This is a genomic window from Reichenbachiella sp. (genome assembly GCF_039969095.1).
GTDB lineage: Bacteria > Bacteroidota > Bacteroidia > Cytophagales > Cyclobacteriaceae > Reichenbachiella.
This window is the reverse complement of sequence record NZ_JBDVOL010000013.1, coordinates 518036-537663: the sequence shown is the minus strand read 5'-3', so window position 1 is coordinate 537663 and position 19628 is coordinate 518036. Positions and strand designations below refer to the sequence as shown.

The following is a 19628-nucleotide window of genomic DNA, read 5'->3' as shown; positions in this document are numbered from 1 at the left end:
TAGATATGCGTGAAGTTGTTATTATTTGCCTCGGAATTTTGATACTCTGGGCATGTGGAGAAGAGCCAGATTGTGATACAGGGGTGCCAAAAAATAGCATAACTGTAAAATTCTATGATAGTGAAGATTCTACTGCACTTTACAAGAAATTTATTAGAGTAACAGAGAGAAGTTCCAACACCATATTTTATAACTCTTCGGATTCTTTGCAAAGTTTTGAGTTAAATCTAAACCCGAATGTTGATCAATTGACTTATGTATTTGTGTCAAGTACTTCAGTAGATACGCTCACGCTCAGCTACACCACACAATTAGAATGGCTGTCAGAAGAATGTGGCCCTTCCTATTTTTATGATGAACTGGATGTAGTGAGTTCTTCATATACTTTTGATTTGGTTTCTACTTTTATAGATGTTGCTATTGATGAGAACATTAAAATATACAATTAGTCTATCGATTTTGGTGGTGTGCTTTGCAGCTTCCGCTCAAGAAGCTAAGAAAGACTTTGTGCCTTCCGAAATCATTTTTGCTTCTGACGTTATAGGTCTGGGAAAAACTTTGTTTTCGGATGAGACCAAACTCGAATTCCATTCCAAAATTGATTTTCACCATTATTTTTTGGCGGGAGATTTTGGAGTAGATAAAATTAATCTATCAGGCGAAGGGTTTGATTATCACTCAGAGGGCACTTTTTTCCGCATAGGTCCTCATATCAATATGATGCCTTACAACAAGCACAGAAGTAGTATTTTCTTTGGTTTGATGTATGCACGAAGTAGTTTCAATGACAGAATGGATTATTCCCAATCAGACTCAGGATGGGGCGGGGGTCAGATTAGTTATACCAACGACAATTTAAAGGCTCGCTGGTTTGAAGCTAATATGGGGATTAATGTCAAAGTAGTTGGGCCGCTATACTTGGGATATACCATTCGATTTAAATTTTCAAAATCACTTTCTGATACTGGTGAGCTTCTGCCTTTCGAAATCCCAGGGTTTGGTCAGGCAGCTAAAGGCAGCCAATTTGGTTTTAATTATTATGTGATATACAAGTTAAGATTTAGAGATAAGCCTGTCCCAAAGAGACCAATTAAGGTGTCGCCAAGAGAGGATAGGGATAAACAAGAACCGACTGGCCGGTAACTATGTTATTTTTTGAGCGATACAGAGATTTTAAAAAACTTTTCATCAGTGCGTTTCTGTTGATTGCTTCCCTATGTACAGGTATGATTGGTTTCGTGATGATCGAAGGGTTTAGTTGGATCGAGTCTTTCTATATGGCTGTCATCACCTTCTCTACAGTGGGCTTCAACGAAGTCTATCCATTGTCAGAAAACGGAAGATTGTTTACGAGTATCTATATCATTTTCAACTTAATGATATTTGCTTATGTAGTGTCTGTTTTTTCTACTTATCTTTTTGAAGGAGAATTTAATAGACTATACCGAAAATATATATTTGGTAAAGAAGTCAAAAAAATGAAGGATCATATCATTGTTTGTGGATTTGGCCGTAATGGCAACAAGGCTTGTGAAGAATTAAGGAGTCAGAAGGTGAATTTTGTGGTTGTGGATAGGGATGAGCAATTGATTGATCTGATTCAGAATGTAAAAAAATACAAGTTCATTCTGGGAGACCCTACGCAAGAAGAAATTTTGGAAGAAGCTGGCATTAGAAAAGCTAAGGCACTTATAACCACATTACCTAGTGATGCGGAAAATGTCTTTCTAACCCTCACAGCAAAGGATTTGAATCCAGATGTTCAAATAATATCAAGAGCTTCTGAAGAAAATACAATCAAAAAGCTAAAACAGGCCGGGGCACAGCACGTAATTATGCCAGATGCCATAGGTGGTTTGCACATGGCTCAACACATTACAAAACCATTTGTGATTGAATATTTGGATCAATTATCTGGGCATCAGGAGGATGGACTGACACTTGAAGAAGTACGATACGAAGATTTAAAATCTGATTTCCAAGGGCAATCCATCGAATCTATGGATATCAGAAACCGCACGGATGTGACGGTGGTTGGTTTGAATGACAAATTCGGGAAGTTCGTATTTAATCCTTCGTCAAAAGTACTGATGGAACCTGGTGTGGTTATGGTGATCGTAGGTACCTATCCGAAAGTTCAGGATTTCAAATCTGAGTATTTGAAATAAAAAATCCCTACCATTTTACAATAGTAGGGATCGTATCTATTCTTAGGATTGACGAATTATCAATCGTAATAATCTAGTCCAAGATTGGTGATCAAATCTTCACCAGCCATGTATCTCAATGTGTTTTTCAACTTCATCAACTGAACGAAGATGTCATGCTGTGGTTTCAATCCTTTCTTAGCCTGTGGAGACTTTAGATAGAATGACAACCATTCTTGAATACCACCTTTCATACCGGCTCTAGAAGCTAAATCCAAGAACAAAGCCAAGTCTAGCACCAATGGTGCTGCCAAGATTGAATCCTTACATAGGAAATCCACTTTAATCTGCATTTTGTAGCCTAGCCATCCTTTGATATCGATGTTATCCCAACCTTCTTTGTCATCGCCTCTTGGAGGGTAGTAGTTGATTCTAACTTTGTGGTAAAGATCACCGTATAGCTTTGGGTGCAAAGCTGGCTCAAGAATATCCTCCAGTACGCCCAATTTTGAAACCTCTTTTGTTTTGAAGTTATCTGGGTCGTCAAGTACTTCCCCATCTCTGTTGCCTAAGATGTTAGTAGAGAACCAACCATCAATACCTAGTGATCTTGCTTTCAAACCTGGTGCAAGAATAGTCTTCATCAAAGTTTGACCAGTTTTAAAGTCCTTACCAGCAATAGGTGCACCAGTTTGTTTTGCGAGTTCTACCATCGCATCTACATCACACGATAAATTAGGAGCACCATTGACATAAGGAATTCCCATTTTCACAGCTGCGTAGGCATAAATCATACTTGGAGCAATGTCTGGATGATTGTTTCTCATGCCTTCCTCAAGCTTTTCAATGGTTGAGTGAACCTCTCCTTCTTTTATGTAAATTTCAGTAGATCCACACCAAACCATGACCAATCTGTCACAACCGTTCTCTTCTTTGAACTTCTTCATGTCGTCCATGAGTGCTTCGGCTAGCTCCATTTTATTGGCATATCCAGTTTTGATATGGGTACCCTCTAATCTCTTTACATAGTTTTTATCAAAGACGGCCTTCATAGGTTTGATTTGCTCTAATTCGTCTTTCAACTCATTAAGTAAATCTTTGTCGAGCACCTTAGCATGCATGGCCGCTTCGTAGGCATTATCTGCAAATACATCCCATCCACCTAAAACTACATTTTCGAGTGGAGCTAATGGAATAAAATCTTTAATCAATGGATTTCTATTCTCTGTTCTTTTGCCCAACCTTATGGTTCCCATTTGAGTCAAAGATCCGATTGGGTCGGATAAACCATTTCTGATACTGAGTACTCCTGCCATGAAGGTAGTAGATACCGCACCCATCCCTGGGGTTAGAATGCCTAGCTTTCCTTTAGGCTCCTGAATTGTAATTTTGTCTGACATCTATATTCTATTTTAACGCTATTTTAACCAATGTTCGTTTCTGTACCAGTCGATAGTCTCCTGAATTCCTTCATAAAGCTTGTATTTTGGCTCTATAGCCATGTCTTTATAGAAATCTCGGGAATCGCACATCCAGTTCGAACACTTGAGTTCCTTTATTTTTTCAATATTTAATTGGGACAAATTTCCCGAAATTCTGGTATATATTTCAGAGAAAAAGGCCACCACGTATACCACAAAGAGCGGTAGTTTAATTTTCAATGTTTTTTTGTTTAAGCATTCTTTTATAAGCGCATTAAACTTTTCGTTATCATACTGCCCATTATCTGATAAGAAATATTTCTTATTTTCAATACTTGAGGTAGTTGCAGTAACTATACCTCTAGCCAAGTCTTTCACATATATAAAGGACAACAATTGCAGCTTCCCCCCCACATATAATTCGAGGTTTTTGTTCATCAAATCAAAAACTGGAAACATGTCTTTATCTCCTGGCCCGAAAACCGGAGGTGGGCGCAAAATTACATAAGGTAAAGAACATTTTTGCTCTATATACTCCTCTGCTTTTTTCTTGCTCCATCCATAGGCTGATACCGGATCTCCTTTTTGATCGATTTGAATCATTTGATCACCTATACCAGGTGAAGAAGCAGCTAGACTGCTTACAAGTGAAAACTTTTTGATGGGTTGCTGAGAACTTTCAAGTGCCTTTATTAGATTGATTGTATAGGTGCAATTGACCAAATCATAATCTGGTGTATGAGTAGTTTTGGTGATTCCAGCATTGTGAATCACATAGTCAATCGAACCATGCTTATCTATGAAATTATCAAATGTGGTCTTTAGATTATCTATTGAAGTTAAATCTAATTCTAAAAAGTCAACCTTTTTATTTGAAAGGCTAGATCGATCGCTTGTTTTTCTAACTGCGGCAAAAACATTTAGATCCTGTTCTAAAGCATAGTCCACCAAAAACTTACCAATAAATCCAGTCGCACCTGTGATTATTATGTTCATTGGAATGTTTTATGTGGAATAATGTTAGCAGTGAGGGTAAAAATAAAGCCTGAAATTCAGGCTTTTTGATTTAGGCTTCTTTTGAGATCAATGCGGGCTCAGTGATGACCTCTTCAGGTTCACCAAATCCGATCATTTTCCTTGCTTTGATAAACTTGTCAATAGCCACATCAATTTGCTCATGAGAATGAGTGGCCATTAATGAAAACCTCAATAAAGATGCATTGCTAGGAACAGCAGGTGAAATCACGGGATTTACAAAAACACCTTCATTGAATAGCATTTGAGTGACCTGAAAAGTTTTGGTGTTATCTCTTACGTAGATCGGGACAATTGGGGATTCAGCATCGCCAATATCAAACTCATTTTCTTTTAAACACTTGATCGTATAATTGGTATTGTCCCAAAGTTTTTCAATTCTTTCAGGCTCATTTTTTATGATCTCCAGAGCAGCCAAAGCACTAGCTGCAGACGCAGGTGGGATACTGGCGCTGAACATAAGTGCTCGTGCATTATGTTTCATATATTCTACAGCATCATGATCCGCTGCAACAAAACCTCCGAGTGAAGCTAAAGATTTACTAAAAGTACCTACGATAAAATCCACATCATCTTCCAGACCAAAATGTGAAGCAGTTCCAGATCCTTGCTTACCTATTACACCTACAGAGTGAGCGTCGTCTACAATAATGGTTGCACCATATTTTTTAGAGAGGCTCACTATTTGTGGAAGTTTTACAATGTCACCTTCCATACTGAAGATGCCATCAACTACAATCATTTTTACTGCGTCATCTGGTAGTCTGCACAATTGTTTTTCGAGAGACTCCATATCGTTGTGCTTGAATTTAAGCACTTTTGAAAATGACAAACGGGTACCGTCAATAATTGAAGCATGATCAAGTTCGTCGATGAGGATGTAGTCATTTCGACCCGTAAGACAAGAAATAGTTCCCAGGTTGGATTGAAATCCAGTACTGAATACTAAGGCAGCGTCTTTTTTGAAGTATTCTGCTAATTTGTTTTCCAATTGTACATGTAGATCCAAAGTTCCATTGAGGAATCTTGAGCCTGCACATCCAGTTCCATATTTGTCTACGGCTTGTTTGGCGGCTTCCTTCACCTTCGGGTGATTCGTTAATCCCAAATAGCTATTTGAGCCAAACATTAAAACTCTTTTGTCATTGATTATGACTTCAGTGTCTTGATTTGATCCAATTTCTCTGAAATAAGGATACAGTCCTGAAGCTCTAGCTTCTTTAGCTACAGTGTACTTCGCCAATCGTTGTCGTAAAATACTCATCAATTATCGGTTTTGTAAAGAATAAATTGGTGCTTTATGTCGTCCCTCAAGCTGATGTTTTAGAATAAAATCTCTAAAACTCGCAAATTACCAATTTATATTCTTTAAAATTCAATTAGTCCCTTTTATGTTTCGTTAGATTGCTTTTTTAAACAATCTATGTTTCTTGTAAACTTTACCATTAATATTTTCAATGGCTTTGTTCATCAATTCATTGTTTTCTAAAATCCAAGAAGCTTCGCCAAATGACATTCCTTTTCTCTTTGCTTCTTCGAACGCTTTCATATAGAAATAAGCATCTATTCCCAGCTTTCTATATCCTTCGACGATTCCTAGCGTCACAATACGTACGCTATCGATATTTTTTTTGTGATAAAGTAACTTGAAAATGCCAAAAGGAAGCAATCTTCCTCTTTTTAGCTTCTTCAGAGGTACATTCATGTCAGGTATACTCAACGTAAAGCCAATAGGTTCTCCATTGTGCTCCGCTATCAATACAAAATCTGGGTCAACGATTTGTTTCATGTCCTTAGCTGCATGTTTAAATTCAGCATCAGTCATTGGGACAAATCCCCAGTTCTTTTCCCAGGCGGAATTGTATATCTGAATGATTTTATCAATTTCCTCCGAAAATTTCTTCAGGTTGATTTTTCTTATGGTGATTCCTCTTCCATTCAATCTTTCGAGTATCTTGTCAGACATACGTATGAGTTTGTCAGGCACATCTTTAGTCAAGATTTTATAGGACAATAGATCCATGTCCTTTTCGAAGCCATACTTTTCAAGAAATTCCTTGTAATATGCCTTGTTGTAGGGCATCATGATCGTAGGAGATGAATCAAACCCTTCGATCAATGTCCCACAGGTTTCATTCGTAGAGTAATTCTCTGGTCCAGATAGTTTAGTTAGACCTCGTTCTTTTTGCCAATCAGAGACAGTATCCAAAAGGGTTTTTGCGACGTCATAATTTTCAATGACATCAAAAAATCCAAACTTCCCAGATGAATCACCTGTGTATTCAAGGTAATTGTTGTTTTTGACTGCAGCAATCCTCCCTACTATTTTGTCATTGTCGTATGCAAGGAAGAAATCTGCTTCAGAATGTTGAAAGAACGGATGATTTTTTTTATCCAATAAATCTTTTTGAGCCAGAAATAATTCAGGTACATAGTTTTCATCATCAGCATAGAGCTCATGCGGAAAATCTATAAAGTCCTTTAAATCTTTTTTGTCCTGAACCTTCTTTACTTCAATCATTCAACTTAATAAGGTTGTTGCGCACCATTAGAAAATGAAGCGCAAAGATATATCTATTGGTTATGTATTCATATTTAAATTTTAAATTTTGTAGCTCTACATAGAGTCAATATTAATTTAAAATTAATGCCAATTTAGTAGCCTATGAAATTGTAGTTTACGGTATTTTTTTGGATTCTCCGAATGATTAATTGCATGATTCAGAGAATGGCATGGAAAACCGTCACCTACATTTATAGTACGACAATCCTTTAATAGATATCACCCAATTAAAATTTAATTTTTTTTCGTTTTTGTAATATCATTCTGTTTAAAGGCACTTATTGTGTAATATATTAGACTTTCGTTAACCTCAAATATTGAATGATGAAAAAAATAGGGTGGGTAGTATTTGGTTTTTTCTCAATAGGTATCTATCCTATACTGTATGGATTGGTTGATATGAGTCAGGGATTTTTAGGAGGAAAGACCGAAGAGGTATTAAATAGTTCTGCCTGGAATTGGTTCTTTTATCAACACATTGGTTTTGGTGCCATAAGTATGTTGTCAGGATGGACACAATTCAGCAAGAGAATCAGAGCCAAAAACATTAATATTCATCGTACACTTGGAAAAATTTATGTTGGGTCTGTGATACTTAGCGGAATGGCTGGTTTGTATTTGTCATTTTTTGCTACGGGAGGAGTTATTGCCGCTTTTGGTTTTGGAGCTATGGCTCTAGCCTGGTTAGGTACAACGGTTATGGCATTTATTACTGTAAAAAAAGGGCAAATTGAAGCTCATCAGAACTGGATGATAAGGAGTTATGCAGTTTGCTGGGCAGCGGTAACTCTTCGTCTTTGGTTACCCATTCTGCAAGGTGGTATTGGTATGGATTTTATTTCAGCCTATTTATTGGTTTCCTGGTTGAGTTGGGTGCCTAATTTGATGGTCGCGGAGTGGATCGTATATGAAACTAAGTAAAGTTGAATACTCCGCTAATTATTATTGAACATGAAGTTTCGAAGATTGTCATCAGGTCCCATTTCCAGCTTTTTCTTGAGTCTATTTACTTTTGTTTTTACGGAACCGACAGTCAGATGAATGACACTGGCAATTTCCTTATTCGACATACCTATTTTGAGGTAGGCACTTAGTTTTAAATCGTCATTGGACAGACTGGCATTTATTTGCTTGAGATTTTCAAAGAATAAGGGATGAACATCCTGAAAGTGATGATGAAAATTTTCCCAACTATCATCAATTGAAAAACTATTTGAAATGGTCTTTTTTAGATCTTTAAAGTCAGGAGTTAATTCGTTATTTAACTTTTTTTCCAATAAACTAACCTTTTGTTCCAGATCCTGTAGTAATGAATTTTTTTCGTGTGCCGCCATAGCCATGGTTGCTAATTGTCGTTCTTTAGCGTGAATGGTGGCTTCAGCCAATTGATTTTCTCTTTCTCGAAGCGTTTTTAGGCTCTTATTTTTAATGGATAATATTTCATTAGCTTTTCGTTTTAGTTTGTACGAGCGGATGGAGAGAAATGCTATAAGTGCAAGTAAAACCACAAGACCAATGGCACTTATTAATAAAATTTGATTTCGCGTTGCAGTGGTCTCAAGCTCGTAAATTTCTTTTTCTTTCTCAGAAAGTTGGTGTTGAGCTTCTAGTTTTGCTATTACTTTTTGTTTTTCTAAACTGAACAAACTGTCTTCAATGATATCCGCTTGTTTGTATAATTCAAGAGCTTCATTATATCCGCCAGTTTTTTGTTTCAGCCTAGACAAGGCTTGCTTCAGTCTCACTATTTCTCTAGGCGCTCCTGACCTCAGCACTAGAGCACTGTCCAAAGCCGCTATTGCTAAATTGTTAGATCCAAAACCTTCGAGCATGATTCCTTTTGCATAAAGAAATTCTCCTTGTGCAGTATGATCAAAAAGTTTAGATACGTCAATGGAATCTAAAAGATGTTTGGTTTCATTGTATTGGCCGTTGTCTGCATAAAAAGTGGCTAGTTGCACTAAATAATTGTTCTTATTCAAAGGAGTCATTAATGAAATGGCCTTTTTAGTATAAATAATGGCCGAATCTAGATTGCCTAAATCACGATACAACAACCCCAAATCAAAATTGACATACACTTCTGAGGATTGATCTGGATGCTCTTCCACTATTTTTAGACTTTGCAACAAGTAGCGACGTGCTGTTTCATAGTTTTTGTTGTTTTTGTGAGCAGCCGCTATTTTATTCCTTAGCAAAATGATACTAGTATAATCTCCAATTTTTTGTGCCAACTCAATGGCTTCTTGACTTTCACGAATCACATCATCATATCTGGAAGTAACCATATAACTATATAAAAGAAGGTTGAATATGTACAGATAGTTATTTGGGAACTGATTGATTAAGAATTCTTTGTTTTGCGCGAGAAGGTCACTTACAGCAGCGTAATTCTGGGTTCTTAAAAGACTGCTAGCCTTCACTTCCAGAGCGAGTGCCAAATGTCGGGGTTCAGCTTTTTTAGATAATGCTAACAATTTGTCCGCATAAAAAATGGTCGAATCATATGCCATCTTACTATAGTATTCTTCGGCCAGCCGATAATAAATTTTAGGGGTTGAAAGCTCTTCTTCTTCTGAATAATTCAGCGCTCGGGATAAAAAATGTATGGTCTGATCATTCGTTAGGCTGTCTAGTGAATATTCAATTACATCCACATAACTAGATAGGTTGGTAGAATTTAGTGATTGGCTAGATGAATCAAGCCAATGTAAGAGTTGTATTTTGGAATCAAATGAACGAAGAGAATCGCTCTCATTCGAATAGGTAAAATGATTGCAAAAAAGGCTAACTACTAAAATGATAATTAAAGTTCTCATGGCTATAGATTCTAAAAATCTGGTGTGCAAAGAAAGTCATTTTGTTGAATCTCATTTTTGGTCACCTGAAATAATTGTTGTGATAGCACTGGTGTACTTATTTGTGCCTTTTATACAAATATTTATGCTATTGATACCCTTTTGTTACCCATAAACTCTTTGAGCATGGGTCTGTACTATCTTTCTTTGAGGTGTTCTTAAAAGAAGAATTTTTAAACTTCATTGATCTTTTAATAGCCAGCACATAATTGTTACAATCTGGGTATCGGTGGAATACCGATCCTGTTTTATGACCAACCTGACTAACGAAATACGAAAGGAAAAGCCGTTGGCTAAGTTGAGAAAAGGGCGTCTTTTTATGAAACTATCTAGTCAAATAAGAAGACAAAAGCAGCGAGTAAGTATGGGGCACAATAGAATTGTGCTCCATTTCTAAAAAAAGACTAAGGAAAAGTTATGAAATATTTAGATGCACTGATTTGTCCATGGAATATTTTCTTAGATAGAGGAAAGTACAGACTCAGCATTATATGTCTAGTCATGCAGCTCTCTCTTTTGGGCTGGTTGCCAGCATCTCTATGGTCCATGCTGTCCCTGAAAAATATGAATGATAAATAATTAATACCCGGAAGGTGCACGTCCTTCCACACACCTTTTCAAGTAGATAAAAAGACCCCGAGACGCGGGGTCTTTTTTAATTATAAATACTTAGAAAGTCTCTGAGATCATCTTCTGGCTCTATGTGGAGTTTTTCTTTAATATCTGAAATGTTGGACTCGATAGATTCTAACTTCTGATCCATGTTATTGGAAATATTAATGAGCGTAATCCCAATTTTTGCATAAGCACAGATACGAAGTTGAGTGGGAGTTAAATTTTTAAAATCTCCTTTTAGATTTTCGAAAAAACTAGGGTGCATCTGGTCGAACTTCACAATGAAACTTGCCCAAGACTCACTTTCTGCAAATTGTTGCTCTTTAGGTTTTTCTCTATAAAGCTCTGGAAGGATCTCCTGATTGGAGTTGAGTTTAATTCCAGGTTTTTTAACTATTGTTCTTTTATTGGCATTATATGCGATTGCTTTTTCGACTGCTTCATCAATCTGATCAGGCCCCTTGAGTGGTTTTGATAAAAAACACGAAGCACCTGCGGCAATCAAGTCATCCTCCGTTTCCCAATGAGAGGAAACTATGATTATGATAGGATCATGTTCTAATGCATCAATAGTGGCAAATGCATCCGCTTCTTTCATCTGAACATCCAAGAAAAGTATGTCTGGCTTTATATCATCTATAGCCATGATTCCTTCGATTGGATTCAGGTAACATTCCAACAAGTCAACGTACTTAGTATGTTGCGCGTATGCAGCCATGACTGTCAATAAAATCTTGTCATCGTCGATATAGACGGCTGTATATTTCTTCTTCACCTCTTCCATTTTGCCGCAAAATACAAATTCCTATTTCTTTTAAGTAAATTTTTCGATGAGTGATTTTATAATCGTTTGGATTTTTTATATCGTTTGAGAAATATGTTTTGGTGTATAATTAAGTAGAACTATTCAAAGCTTTCAATTATGACGGTTGTGATTGGCTAACAAATTGGTATCTTAAATAGCGCGGGGTTTATTGTAGCGTATAGGCATTCGGTTGTGATTGGCTAACAAATTGGTATCTTAAATAGCAAAAGCCGAGGACTGGATAAGCAAGGGAGAGTTGTGATTGGCTAACAAATTGGTATCTTAAATAGCACTCAATAACAAAGGAATATTCCAATACTAGTTGTGATTGGCTAACAAATTGGTATCTTAAATAGCGAGCAGTTGGTAAAGAATTTGACGACCTAAGTTGTGATTGGCTAACAAATTGGTATCTTAAATAGCGCCGAACTTCCCTACGGCCCACGTCAACAAGTTGTGATTGGCTAACAAATTGGTATCTTAAATAGCCGAGTCTGGCTGCATCGGTAGTCAGAGTAAGTTGTGATTGGCTAACAAATTGGTATCTTAAATAGCCTGGAGATGTATCTGGTGGTGCAACATCTAGTTGTGATTGGCTAACAAATTGGTATCTTAAATAGCAGCACTACTTAATAATTTTGCTTGATTAGAGTTGTGATTGGCTAACAAATTGGTATCTTAAATAGCCCTTAAACTCAGTATTAAAAAAATCATCTAGTTGTGATTGGCTAACAAATTGGTATCTTAAATAGCTGCTCCAGTCTCCACCCCAGGCGAATCCTAGTTGTGATTGGCTAACAAATTGGTATCTTAAATAGCTTTTCAAACGAGCCAAAGCCGATTGCGGTAGTTGTGATTGGCTAACAAATTGGTATCTTAAATAGCAATAGATCTAGAATAGCTCAGTATGCTGTAGTTGTGATTGGCTAACAAATTGGTATCTTAAATAGCTAGGTATGCGGTGCCGGTGAATGGAGTAGTGTTGTGATTGGCTAACAAATTGGTATCTTAAATAGCACAGGTAGTGGTAACTGCCTGTGCTGTTGTGTTTTAAGCTACAGATTATTGTCAAAAAAGGGACAATTGTTGTGGGACTTCTGGAAGTTCTTTGGCTTTTTTTCCGAAGTACAACTCCATCATACCGAATTGTTTGTCGGTTACGATCATGATGCCTACATGTCCATCAGGTGGTAGATTGAGCTTCACTCTTTTGATATGCACGTTGGCATTTTCCCGGCTGGGACAATGTCGTAGATAGATTGAAAATTGAAACATACTGAATCCATCTTTGAGTAACTTTTTCCTGAAACCTGCGGCACGTTTGCGGTCTATTTTAGTTTCGGTAGGCAAATCAAAAAATACTAACACCCACATGACTCGATATTGATTTAAGCGACTGGTTTGCATCGCTGTGGAAGTTTGAGCGTATCGCGTTGACCTAGTAGGCATTCGGCCAAACTGGCCGTGGTTTGTTGCAAGGCAATCATCAATGGGCGACGCTCCTTGCCTAGCATCACGTCTACTACTGGGAGCTGAAGGAGGTGCTGTTTTAAGGTAGGCGATAAGTCATAAATATCGATATCCTCCATATCCATGATGGATAATACCAACTCGTCGACAATCGGTCGATAGGGTTCCATGATATCGTCGGCCAGGCAATAGGCATTGTAGCGATTGTGATGATGGATGCCGAAGGTAGGCAATAGACCCGACCCGACAAGCGATCGAGCGGTGATGGCCCTAAGTATGGCATAACCATAATTGAGCATATTGTTGGGCTCGTCCTCGTACCTACCTCGTCTGAACGAATCGGTGTGTGCAGCAAAGAGGTGTTTCCAATAGTAGGCAGCTGCCCTAGCTTCAAAATTGTCTGGATCACCAGATTTTACCTTGCCTGCCCAGCGAATCATGTTGTCATGGTCGATACAAATGGCTGCAAGCAACGAGGCTTGATTGGTGATTTTGCTTTTGATCACTTGCTGCCATAGTCTTTTTTTTAGCGGTTCATTGGCTTGTATTTGGGCTGAATACCGCTCTTGCTGCAGAGTGTGACCAGAGAGATTGAGATGAAGGCCTGTCGGCAAATGGCGTTCATCGCAGCTGATAAGCGCTACGTTATTTTCCATCAGGCGATGTATAAGACCTTGTGTGATGGTGACTCCGTAATGATCCAAAATCGTAACACCAACGTCTTCAATGGGTATGGTCACTTTTTCTTTTTCCTTTTCTGGAAAATCAATGACCATTTGTTGGTCTTTTGTACTGAGGTAGGCAGGATTGCCAAAGTATAAGGTGCGCTTGATCATGGTTTTTTTGTTTAAAAATCAATGAAAAGGGATTGGTCTGGCAAGAAACTTTGCTCTCGGTGATATTGGATAAACTTTTCTTTGCCACAAAACCAGTCTAACATAAATTCACGTTTGACTTTGGTTTTTCGATCAGTTAGATAGGTGGGATAGGAGGAGTGCTGCCAATCCTCCAGATGAATACAAAAACCATGGTGGATAGGGTTTCTGTGTATGTATGCCACCACTGTAGTCAGGTAGGCATCGTTGGTGATGGCTTTTCGCTTGAAATTGGGAATAAATAAGCTGCCTTTTCGGGAATGCATTTTATTGAAGGCCTTGGTGTAACTATTGAATAAATTGGAAAATGCCTGTGAAATGGTTTTGTTCGCTGGTTTTGAATTTAAACCTCCAAGGTTTTCGAAAACCTTGGAGGTTTGTGTCCGGATCAGAAAATGGATATGGTTAGGCATCAAACAATAGGCATAAGTTTCTGCCATAGGTTCGATGTATTTGGCCCACTGGCGTAGAAAAAAATGGTAGTTTTCGTTTGAGCGAAATAGGTTTTCGTTACCGTTGGCATGATTGTAAATGTGGTAGTAAGTTTCGGGTTGCATGGTGTTGGTGTCTTGGTATTTTTAACTTTTCCAAAGTTGCAACTTTGGAAAAGTTAATGTTTAAGATTTAGTGTATCAATCATTCACCACTTTGCTCGCAGAGAGATACCCGTTGTAAAAACTGGCGTTGGCACGTTTGTACCGCTTGAGTACTCGGTCGAGTTTTACTATACACTCCTTGCCTTGCTCAAAGAGTGACTCTAGGCTTTGGGTGGCTTGTCGACTGGCTACTTGATAGGAACGCGGTTTGCCTCGTGAGGCCAGAAATTGATCTAAATCGAGTTTGACATCTTCTATTTGCTCGGCTGTGAGCCCATAGTCAGTCATGTCGTTTAGGTTCGCTTCGAGCAAGCCAATGACCTGTTTTACCTTGGTTTCGAAGTTTTCGTAGGGGAGTGCGACATAGTCGGTTTTGGAGTTGTGAGCCTGTGAGACCAGCTCGGCATTGCCGACATCCTCTCCATAGGCCTCCAGTAGGTCGTCTAGATAGTCCATCTTCTCTGCGATGGTTTTTTTGAACCCCATAACTGATTTTCCAATGTGCACTTGGGCATCTGCCTGGTCGGCAGCTATCTGTTTGATTGCCAACTGCGTGGTGTTGAGTTGGTTTTTGTAATTGCCAATGATGGGGATGGCATTCCACACCGCTGCCTGTTTTTCTAGGTAGTCGTTGGTAGTTTGGAACATTTCAAGATGATTAATTTGTCTTTGATTCATAACTTTTGTTTTAGTTGAAAAAATGAAAACAAATTTTCCTCATTTTGCTGCTGTATGGTCTTATCATTTTTCAGGTGTAATTAGTCGTTTTTTAGAAGTCAGGAGGCCTTTTTCTCTTGTAAAGGGTTGTTTTTTGATCGAAAGCGTTCATTTTTCGGATGTAAGAGGTTGTTTGTCGATTGTACATGGTCGTTTGTTGCTCGTCAGTACTTGTTTTTTGTCTGTAGATAGTTGTTTTTCTATTGCCAGTACTTGTTTTTTTGACTTTAGGGGTTGTTTTGCTTGAAACTGTTTTTTTTTGTTACTGATTTATTTTTTTTCAGACCTGACAGGTTTTGAAAACCTGTCAGGTCTGGCTTGTTTATGGTTATTCTCCGATTTTGACGATTTGGCCTAGGTGGTTAATTCTGACTTTTATGATTCCAATTACTCCAGATAATCCACTTCTGATCCATGTGGTTCCATTTAGGCTTTTGGTCATTTCAACATTGGTTTCCAAATGGTGTCGAAAGAAGTAATCTTTGTTGGTGAATTTCTGCACCCTAAACAAGTGAGGACTAATCAGTGTGTTGTTCTGAGGGTCTAATAGGTCTATGTCTGCTGGGTTAAAATCGCTATTAGGAAAGATGAACATCTCATTTTGTTTCATGGTGAAAAGGAACTTCCAACCTTCCAGGTGCTCCCTATTGATGATGGGTATGCCACTGTTGACACGGGCTACTGCCTCATAGAAGGAGACTACCTCTTCCTGCAAGTTTCCTTTTTGGTCTTCGTAGATCGCGACATGATGGTTGTTGCCCGTACTGACAAAGTCTACAGGGATTCGGTTTCCCTCCTCATCGATTATATCTTGACCATTATGATCTTTTTTGGAATGTAGCGCCTCTGCATTGTTGACTCCACGGATGGTTACTCTTTTGATACAAGCACCATTTTGCTGGTCTTGCCAGATGGGATTTTTGTCTAGATTAGAAAAAGCATCTTGTGCTTTGCCGCCATATTCATCGAGTCTGGCTTGTAAGATTTGTTTGACGCCTTGGTCGATGACTTTGTCGAGTTTGAGCGTGGGGTCTACCTCTTTTCGAATGGTGTATTGCTGTTCCCAGATGAGGGTTTTGACCATCTCTGGCACTTCAGTGCCATCACTACATAATACTGGGTTTTTAGCAGGAGCATTTTTTCCTGCAAAGGCTTTTTTGGGATCATTGCTATTCTCGGCGAGTCGCAGGAGGAGGGCGGCTTTGTAGCTGGGGTGTGTGACTTGCTCGATTGCTTCTTTGGTGCATTTAGTTCCGATTTTGAGTGATTTGGTGACGGGTACTTGGATGCGACCATACACGGTCTCTTTGTGCATTTGTCCTCTAGGTGTCAGGGTGAGTTGTGCTTTGGTTTTGCCAGCTATCTTGTTTTTGTTTCTGGTGACGACTTTGTTTTTGTTTTTAAACGAGATGAGTATAGACTCTAGGTGCGTCTTCGCTTCGGTACGGAAGTGTTGCATAGGTTTGACAAACCTTCTTTTCTTTCGCCCATTTTTTTGATCTACTAGATGTGTGATTTTGTTCCTGATGGCAAACAGCTTTGAGTTTTTGTTGTCCCGTGCCGCATTGAGGTTGTTGAGATACTGGATATGATTGTGTGTGGTAAATGCGACTGTAAGGGCGTCCATGGCATGATGGCGATGGTCGTTTCGTTTGGTCCAGTCAATGATTTGTTCTTTGGACTCATTGTGTCGATTGGTGATGGTCTCGGTCATGCCTAGTGTTCGGTATTTTTCTAGATTTAGCTCTTTCATCACGTTGATCAGATCCCAATCTTCACGCAGACGATCGGTGACTGTGCCAGTTGTGGGTACTACAGATTTGCATATATCCATGAGCATTGTACGGGCTTTTTTGGCAATGTATTGACTGTCTCGGAGATCTCTTTCGATGAAGCCTTCCCCTATGTCTTTACTTGTCATGAGAAGCTTTTTGTATTTGGCTTTGTTGATGATGTCTTCTTTGTAAAGAAATTCTATACGTTTAGTGTATTGCTCTACGGTCGCCTCATCGTAGTGACTTGTCATAAAGTCAATTGCTGTTTCACTACCTTTTTCCAAATTGACCTGACGAACAGCTAGTGTTTTGTTAGAAAAGCTATCGTCAAACAGTCTGGATTTAGGAATGATATGTTCAATATCAAACTCCTTCGAAAAGAGTTTTTCCTTTTGAATATAGGTATCGGTATATAGTGTTTTGTAACCATTTTTGCCTAGCTCTAGGTAGAGTTTGTAGCGGATGATATCGTTTCGTGTGGGATTCTTGATCCCAAATTCCTTATTCAAAACGGCTCTATATTCATCATGAAGACCTTTGGATCGGTTGATGTTGAGGGTCATCTCGGCTCTTTGCTTGGCATTCTTTTTTAGTTCGCGTGCGAGTTCTATTCTGATTTCATCGGGTTTGCCCAGTTTGGGATCATCGAGAATTTGATTGATGACATTCACCAGTTGATTAAGGATCTTTTCTACTATGGGGTTTCTTAGGCTGTTTTTAGCCAATATTCCTAGTTTGTCTTTGAGTACCCTTTTTTCATTTTCTTCTTTGGTTAGTGATGAGGAGTGGTTGTAGCCTGCAGCCTTGCATGCGTCGCTGTATTGCTGCTCTTTGATGAAAGGATATATTTTTCGAATGGCCTTTTGGCTTAAACTGCCATAGTCGTCTTGAAATAACACGTTGGCGATGATACGTGCATATTCAAGTTTGAACCCAAACTTGTCTTGAAGTAGTCTATATAAGCGCTCATTGCCAGAGTTAGAATCATCTCCCTCATAGGAGTAGAGTAGGTGCCATAGCTGATAAGACGCTTGTTGTTCAAAGTCTGAGTGATCCAACTCCGCATCAAAGACTAGAATCTCTTTGGAGATACCCCAAGACTCGAATAAAGAACCTAGTGCATCAATTATTTCTGTTGGACTGAGTTTTTTGAAATCTACTTCATGTCCTTCGAGTTCCATGATTTTTTGATACGCAGCAAAGAGTACTTGATTGGTGCGATTGCCTTGTAGTTCGGTATAGTTGATCTCCCATTGGGTAGGTTTGATGTTTAGCAGTTTGAGTATTTCTGTTTTCTTTAGGTTGCCTTTGATGTTTAGATGATCAAAGAGCATTTGTTTGGTTTCTTGATCAAACACAAACTCCTCTTTTGTCTCTTTACTGATGATTCTGACATTGGATAGATCCTGCCATATTTTGAACTCCTGAAAGAGTGGCGAGGACTTGGGAATGACTCTAGACCCAATAGTTTTCGATTTTGTTTGTCCACCATGGTTTACTTCTTTGACTTGACATTCGAATTCACAGAAGCTAATGAGTCCCTTTTGCGATTTGAGTCTACGCTGATAGAAGATGATGATGTCACGGATTTCCTTTCGTAGTGTGTCAGTCATTTCGGGATGAAATGATCTTTGTGTCTCCCAGATTTGGTTGAATTCGCCGAGATAGTCTTGTCTGTAGAATACTTGGTTTTTGGTTTTAAAGTGTGGGTTGGCTTTTAGTTGTCGATAGAGATATTGTCCTACGGTCTCTTCATTGAAGTAGAGTTCCTTGCTGCGATCACTGATTGCACCCAGATAGCCACTAGAGGAGTTGATATCATTGTTGATTTCTTGGAGGACTATGGCTAATGCTTCCAGTTCTAGTTGTTGTGATAGGCCTTGTGTTCTCCACAGGTACTTTTCTAATTTCTTTTCTGCGGGTTTTCCAGTTTGTTTTATACCGACCAAATCAAAAGGCTCTTTACAAATAGCCCATGATTGTGTCTTATTCTTATTGAGCAGGTTTTGCTTCAGGTTGTCTGACAACTGAATAGGGTAGTACTTTTTTTGATGATTCCATATCAAGTCAAATTCAGTTTGTAGATCGGAGGGGTAATATTCAGGTAGACTTTTGTGCTTTTTTTTAAGTCTTTGGTAACTGTATTGTCCAGGGGTGAGCTTTTCATTGTAGATTTTTTTGGCAATTGACATGCCGTCTATTGCTTGTCCTTCGTCTTCGTCGTTGGTTTTTCTACTGCTTTTATAACCCCGTTTTTTGTTGATGCTAAGAAGAACTCTAGCCAATTCTTCTTTTTCTATTTTATCAGTGGCAGCTCTTGATCTGAGAGCGTATGTACTGTGTGTAGCGTTATTGACTGCTTCACTTAGAATGGTTTTGTCAGTGATGAAACCTTCTTTTTTGAGTAGTGCTATGAGATTATCTCGTCTTTGTTTGTAACGCTGGAGATTGCGACGTGCGCCTCTTTTGAGTGTTCTGTCTGCATTGACCGAAATAGATTTTCCTTTTTCGAAATCCTGTTGCTCTTCTGTGCTCAATGGATTTACTCTTACGCCAAGTTTGATAATAGAAGACGTTTCATTTTGATTTTCAGCTTCATGGATAAATGCCCAACCGATACTGGTGGTGCCTAAATCAAGTCCTAATATTTTTTTCATTGTCAGTTAGTTTTATCTATATTCGTCTTACCAATATGTTAGCTAATCACAATAAGGATTATTCCGTTGTGAAAACATTTAGTGCCTCGACTAC

15 protein-coding genes and 1 CRISPR repeat array are annotated in these 19628 nt (G+C 38.5%); of the genes, 4 read left to right on the top strand and 11 right to left on the bottom strand.

The features are described from left to right. Positions 1-5 precede the first annotated feature (5 nt). Genes ABJH98_RS14785 through ABJH98_RS14775 form a run of 3 tightly spaced genes read left to right on the top strand, consistent with a single transcriptional unit; the run spans position 6 to position 2168 of the window. Complete coding sequence (locus ABJH98_RS14785) at positions 6-449, top strand: DUF6452 family protein (protein ID WP_348308470.1); 444 nt, start codon at positions 6-8, stop codon at positions 447-449. After that, complete coding sequence (locus ABJH98_RS14780; RefSeq protein ID WP_348308469.1) at positions 424-1143, top strand: DUF6048 family protein; 720 nt, start codon at positions 424-426, stop codon at positions 1141-1143. The genes ABJH98_RS14785 and ABJH98_RS14780 overlap by 26 nt, the downstream gene beginning before the upstream one ends. A 2-nt stretch (positions 1144-1145) precedes the next feature. Continuing rightward, the gene (locus tag ABJH98_RS14775; protein WP_348308468.1) at positions 1146-2168 is read left to right on the top strand and encodes an NAD-binding protein; all 1023 of its coding nucleotides are present in this window, start codon (positions 1146-1148) and stop codon (positions 2166-2168) included. A gap of 59 nt (positions 2169-2227) precedes the next feature. Here the strand turns inward: ABJH98_RS14775 and ABJH98_RS14770 are convergent, their stop codons facing one another. The 4 genes from ABJH98_RS14770 to ABJH98_RS14755 all read right to left on the bottom strand — a co-directional run bounded on the left by ABJH98_RS14770 (position 2228) and on the right by ABJH98_RS14755 (position 7124). Beyond that, positions 2228-3547 (bottom strand): inositol-3-phosphate synthase, encoded by a 1320-nt coding sequence (locus tag ABJH98_RS14770; RefSeq protein ID WP_348308467.1) that lies wholly within the window; start codon positions 3545-3547, stop codon positions 2228-2230. Positions 3548-3565: 18 nt separating this feature from the next. Further along, positions 3566-4564 (bottom strand): NAD(P)-dependent oxidoreductase, encoded by a 999-nt coding sequence (locus ABJH98_RS14765; RefSeq protein ID WP_348308466.1) that lies wholly within the window; start codon positions 4562-4564, stop codon positions 3566-3568. Positions 4565-4634: 70 nt separating this feature from the next. Further along, positions 4635-5867: a pyridoxal phosphate-dependent aminotransferase family protein gene (locus tag ABJH98_RS14760; protein ID WP_348308465.1), complete on the bottom strand. Its 1233-nt coding sequence runs from the start codon at positions 5865-5867 to the stop codon at positions 4635-4637. Between the two features lie 135 nt (positions 5868-6002). Next, on the bottom strand, positions 6003-7124 hold the full coding sequence (locus ABJH98_RS14755) for a hypothetical protein (protein WP_348308464.1): 1122 nt from the start codon (positions 7122-7124) through the stop codon (positions 6003-6005). 363 nt (positions 7125-7487) lie between these two features. On the opposite strand from ABJH98_RS14755, the gene ABJH98_RS14750 reads away from it, so the two are divergent. Further along, the gene (locus ABJH98_RS14750) at positions 7488-8087 is read left to right on the top strand and encodes a DUF2306 domain-containing protein (RefSeq protein ID WP_348308463.1); all 600 of its coding nucleotides are present in this window, start codon (positions 7488-7490) and stop codon (positions 8085-8087) included. A gap of 14 nt (positions 8088-8101) precedes the next feature. Here the strand turns inward: ABJH98_RS14750 and ABJH98_RS14745 are convergent, their stop codons facing one another. From ABJH98_RS14745 to cas9, 7 genes are all read right to left on the bottom strand, one after another. Next, a complete protein-coding gene (locus tag ABJH98_RS14745; protein ID WP_348308462.1) occupies positions 8102-9985 on the bottom strand; it encodes a tetratricopeptide repeat protein in 1884 nt (627 codons plus the stop codon). A 694-nt stretch (positions 9986-10679) separates the two neighbouring features. Continuing rightward, complete coding sequence (locus ABJH98_RS14740) at positions 10680-11414, bottom strand: response regulator (RefSeq protein ID WP_348308461.1); 735 nt, start codon at positions 11412-11414, stop codon at positions 10680-10682. A gap of 152 nt (positions 11415-11566) precedes the next feature. Further along, positions 11567-12461: direct repeats of the CRISPR family, unit length 37 nt; unit sequence AGTTGTGATTGGCTAACAAATTGGTATCTTAAATAGC. A 51-nt stretch (positions 12462-12512) separates the two neighbouring features. Further along, the gene (gene cas2, locus ABJH98_RS14735) at positions 12513-12851 is read right to left on the bottom strand and encodes a CRISPR-associated endonuclease Cas2 (protein WP_348308460.1); all 339 of its coding nucleotides are present in this window, start codon (positions 12849-12851) and stop codon (positions 12513-12515) included. Continuing rightward, on the bottom strand, positions 12833-13750 hold the full coding sequence (gene cas1 / locus ABJH98_RS14730) for a type II CRISPR-associated endonuclease Cas1 (protein WP_348308459.1): 918 nt from the start codon (positions 13748-13750) through the stop codon (positions 12833-12835). Before cas1 ends, cas2 begins: the two co-directional genes overlap by 19 nt. An 11-nt stretch (positions 13751-13761) precedes the next feature. Beyond that, on the bottom strand, positions 13762-14346 hold the full coding sequence (locus tag ABJH98_RS14725; RefSeq protein WP_348308458.1) for a transposase: 585 nt from the start codon (positions 14344-14346) through the stop codon (positions 13762-13764). A 75-nt stretch (positions 14347-14421) separates the two neighbouring features. After that, a complete protein-coding gene (locus ABJH98_RS14720; protein ID WP_348308457.1) occupies positions 14422-15063 on the bottom strand; it encodes a hypothetical protein in 642 nt (213 codons plus the stop codon). 367 nt (positions 15064-15430) lie between these two features. Beyond that, positions 15431-19534 (bottom strand): type II CRISPR RNA-guided endonuclease Cas9, encoded by a 4104-nt coding sequence (cas9, locus tag ABJH98_RS14715; RefSeq protein WP_348308456.1) that lies wholly within the window; start codon positions 19532-19534, stop codon positions 15431-15433. Positions 19535-19628: the final 94 nt, after the last annotated feature.

Coding starts and splice junctions, on each gene's coding strand:
- ABJH98_RS14785 (WP_348308470.1), top strand. CDS start 6: ATGCGTGAAGTTGTTATTATTTGCCTCGGAATTTTGATACTCTGGGCA.
- ABJH98_RS14720 (WP_348308457.1), bottom strand. CDS start 15,063: ATGAATCAAAGACAAATTAATCATCTTGAAATGTTCCAAACTACCAAC.
- ABJH98_RS14750 (WP_348308463.1), top strand. CDS start 7,488: ATGATGAAAAAAATAGGGTGGGTAGTATTTGGTTTTTTCTCAATAGGT.
- cas9 (WP_348308456.1), bottom strand. CDS start 19,534: ATGAAAAAAATATTAGGACTTGATTTAGGCACCACCAGTATCGGTTGG.
- ABJH98_RS14760 (WP_348308465.1), bottom strand. CDS start 5,867: ATGAGTATTTTACGACAACGATTGGCGAAGTACACTGTAGCTAAAGAA.
- ABJH98_RS14770 (WP_348308467.1), bottom strand. CDS start 3,547: ATGTCAGACAAAATTACAATTCAGGAGCCTAAAGGAAAGCTAGGCATT.
- cas2 (WP_348308460.1), bottom strand. CDS start 12,851: ATGCAAACCAGTCGCTTAAATCAATATCGAGTCATGTGGGTGTTAGTA.
- ABJH98_RS14755 (WP_348308464.1), bottom strand. CDS start 7,124: ATGATTGAAGTAAAGAAGGTTCAGGACAAAAAAGATTTAAAGGACTTT.
- cas1 (WP_348308459.1), bottom strand. CDS start 13,750: ATGATCAAGCGCACCTTATACTTTGGCAATCCTGCCTACCTCAGTACA.
- ABJH98_RS14765 (WP_348308466.1), bottom strand. CDS start 4,564: ATGAACATAATAATCACAGGTGCGACTGGATTTATTGGTAAGTTTTTG.
- ABJH98_RS14725 (WP_348308458.1), bottom strand. CDS start 14,346: ATGCAACCCGAAACTTACTACCACATTTACAATCATGCCAACGGTAAC.
- ABJH98_RS14745 (WP_348308462.1), bottom strand. CDS start 9,985: ATGAGAACTTTAATTATCATTTTAGTAGTTAGCCTTTTTTGCAATCAT.
- ABJH98_RS14775 (WP_348308468.1), top strand. CDS start 1,146: ATGTTATTTTTTGAGCGATACAGAGATTTTAAAAAACTTTTCATCAGT.
- ABJH98_RS14780 (WP_348308469.1), top strand. CDS start 424: ATGAGAACATTAAAATATACAATTAGTCTATCGATTTTGGTGGTGTGC.